This window comes from Chitinophaga sp. (assembly GCF_035564935.1).
In the GTDB taxonomy this organism is placed as follows: Bacteria; Bacteroidota; Bacteroidia; order Chitinophagales; family Chitinophagaceae; genus Chitinophaga.
In genome coordinates this window covers 1-3368 of record NZ_DATMTE010000971.1, presented here as the reverse complement: position 1 = coordinate 3368, position 3368 = coordinate 1, and the positions used below count along the sequence as shown (strand labels likewise).

Annotated in this window: 2 protein-coding genes; both read left to right on the top strand. The window is 46.0% G+C overall.

Annotated features, from left to right (window positions below; translation table 11 throughout):
• Positions 1-314 precede the first annotated feature (314 nt).
• On the top strand, positions 315-2435 hold the full coding sequence (locus VN105_RS25175) for an endonuclease MutS2 (RefSeq protein ID WP_414647264.1): 2121 nt from the start codon (positions 315-317) through the stop codon (positions 2433-2435).
• Positions 2436-2549: 114 nt separating this feature from the next.
• Positions 2550-3368 (top strand): AraC family transcriptional regulator (locus VN105_RS25170; RefSeq protein WP_325645442.1); only part of this gene is annotated, 819 nt, incomplete at its 3' end.

The following is a 3368-nucleotide window of genomic DNA, read 5'->3' as shown; positions in this document are numbered from 1 at the left end:
ATATATGATGGAGGAGACGAACAAGTTAAGTAACTTTAACATTCTTTTGCAGTTTCCAGGAACTTAGGAGCGCCCTGAAAACTGCCCAAAAGCATACGTCAGCAGCAGCAGGAACCGATAGTAAGCCGGAATTGCCGGATAACGTTTGATAGCATAATGACAATAAAGATGAACAAGAATTAATTAATTTTCCCGGATCAGCTTTCTCCGCCACTATATTGGCAGCGCCTTTGCGCGCATATGAACGTAAACCTTTTACGCAGACACGAACACTACCCGGTTGTTGGTGCCTTTTTACTTTAAATAAATAACACTTGAAATATTTTCCTGAATCTGCGTTGATGCAGTTGGAATTCGACAAAGTACAGGCATTGCTGCAAGAGCATTGCAAAACAGAGCTGGGCAAGGAAATGGCCGCAGCGCTCCGCCTGCACACGCATATAGATTACGTAAAAACCGCCCTGCAACAGGCACATGAATATAAACAACTCACCCTGTTACAGGAAAACTTTCCGAACGATTTTATACTGAACCTCAAAAGAGAGCTGCGCCTGTTGTCTATCGAAGGCGCGGTATTAACCGGGGAACAGGCCATGCTGCTGCGCAAACTGGCAGAGAGCATGCATAGCATCGTCCGCTTTTTTGATCACGACCGCCGTACCCAGTACGCTGCATTGTACGAAGTGATCAAAGAAACCCATTACGAAAAAAAGATCACTGCTACTATCGACGAGGTGCTGGATGAAACCGGGCAGGTAAGGGATAACGCTTCCCCGGAACTGGCCCGCATCCGTATTTCGCTGTACCGTAAGCGCACAGAACTACGCCGTGTGTTTGACCGCATCCTGCAGAAACTGCAGAAGCTCAACTACCTGGCCGACCAGGAAGAGGCTTTCCTCAACGGGCGCAGGGTGGTGGCCATTTATGCGGAAAATAAGCGCATGGTAAAGGGGATCATTCACGGGGAATCCGATACGCGTAAAACTTCCTTCCTGGAGCCCGAAGAAACCATTGAGCTAAATAATGATATACAGTCGCTCGAAAGAGAGGAAGGCCGCGAGGTATACCGTATCCTCAAAGCTATGACAGCCTCACTAAGTGGTTTTTCCTTCCTGCTGAACGGCTATCATGAAATACTTGGCACCTTCGATTTTATCCGGGGAAAAGCCAAACTGGCACTGGATATGGACGCCAATTTCCCCATGCTGGTACCGCATTCGCAGCTCAATCTTATACAGGCTTACCACCCGTTGCTGCTGCTTTACAACAGGAAGAACCAGAAGCCAACCATCCCGGTGAGCATTAACCTGGATAAAGATGCGCATATCCTGGTGATCAGCGGGCCTAATGCCGGTGGTAAAACGGTGACCCTGAAAACCATCGGGCTTATCCAGCTGATGCTGCAATCGGGCCTGCTGGTGCCGGTGCACCCTTCGTCACAGATCGGTATTTTTAAACAGCTGATGATCCATATCGGGGATACGCAGTCGCTCGAATTTGAGTTGAGCACCTACAGTTCCCATCTCAAGAACATGAAATATTTCATGGAAAACGCCAATGGCAGAACACTGTTCTTTATAGACGAGCTGGGAAGCGGATCGGATCCGAACCTGGGTGGCGCTTTTGCAGAAGTGATCATGGAGGAGCTGGCGAAGAAGCATGCGTATGGCGTGGTTACCACGCACTACCTGAACCTGAAGGTGATGGCCAACAAGGTGAAAGGGATCGTTAACGGGGCCATGGGCTTTGATGAACAAACCCTGATGCCTATGTATAAACTGATGGTGGGTAAGCCCGGCAGTTCTTATACCTTTTCCATTGCCGAGAGGATCGGTTTGCACCCCTCGCTCATTGCGCGGGCCAAGAAACTGGTGGATGAAGGACATTTCCAGCTGGATAAGCTGCTGAACAAAGCTGAACAGGATCTGCAGAAAGTAGAACATAAAGAGAAGGAGCTGCAGAAATTGCTGAAGGAAAATGAGCGGTTGAAGAAGGAGTACGAGATACTGGCCGATAAAGAACGTAAGCAGCAGCAGTATACTTTGCTGAAATTACAAAACCAGATCAAGGAAGATGACCTGCAATACCTGAAAGATATGGAGCGAAAGCTGAAGCAGATCGTGATAGAATGGAAACGCGCCGATGATAAGGAGAAGGTAATGAAACAGGCCGAGATCCTGTTGTTCCGCCGCCGGGAGAAACAACACACCGAACATCTCAATAAAAAAATACAGGACAAATTTGAAGAGATCAAAGGCCAGATAGAAGTAGGAATGCAGGTGAAGATAGTGACCAACCGGCAGGTAGGTAAGGTGCTGGAGATACGCGACAAACGCGCCATTGTGAAAATCGGTAATATTCCTATCAATGTGAAGCTGAGCGACCTTGTACTGGTGCAGGAAAAACCTGCAGAAAAAGTAGAAGAAGGAAAATGATAAAGAGAGGTAATATAGAAATTATCTATACGCGGTATAGTTGGAGCAACAATATTTATTCAACTACCTTTACTCCTCAATTTTAATAATGGTTACCTATAAATTAGTCAACCAATGGAACTATTAGAACATGTTGTAACACGAAATTCTGATGTACAGGTTTATAACTGTGACTATGCAGAAGGTGCCAACTTTTTCATGAGTGAATGGAACGGACTTGAATGTATGGGTGATATGAATGTTCCCCATCGTCATAACGGATACAGCATAGATATATTGATAAAAGGCAGCATACGGCAGTCGATCGATTTTAAAAAATATGATATGACGGCGCCGGCGCTGATGCTGATGGAGCCTAACCAGGTACACCAGCACGAAATGAGTGAAGATGCGGAGTTGATCAATATATATTTCACCAACGATTTCCTGGTGCCCGAAATGCTGGGAGTGGTGAGTTGCTGGCGCTGTGTATTCAGTTCCGGTATGGTGCCGTTGAATGAGGAGCAGCTGGAAGAAGTGTTGTCATATGCAGACCTGATCAGGAAAGAGTATAACAGCGATAAGCTGCGTAAGGAAGCGATTATCCGTAACCTGCTGAATGCTTTTGTGATTGCATGTGGACGTATTTCTGAGCCATCCGGTAACTGGATGACTGCGGAAAGTTCACAATATAATATGGCGCGGCAGTTTAAGATACTGGTTGATCAGCATTTTCATGAGAAAGCGCAGGTATCTGACTATGCAGAAATGTTATACGTTTCACCAGGACATTTAAATGACACTGTAAAAGCGTTGCTGGGAAGAAATGCAAAATTCATCATTGATGAAAAGCGTATTATGGAAGCAAAACGGCTACTGTATTGGGGTGAGCATTCTGTTAAGCAGATTGCAGCGCAGTTGAATTTTGAAGATGATGCTTATTTTAACCGTTTC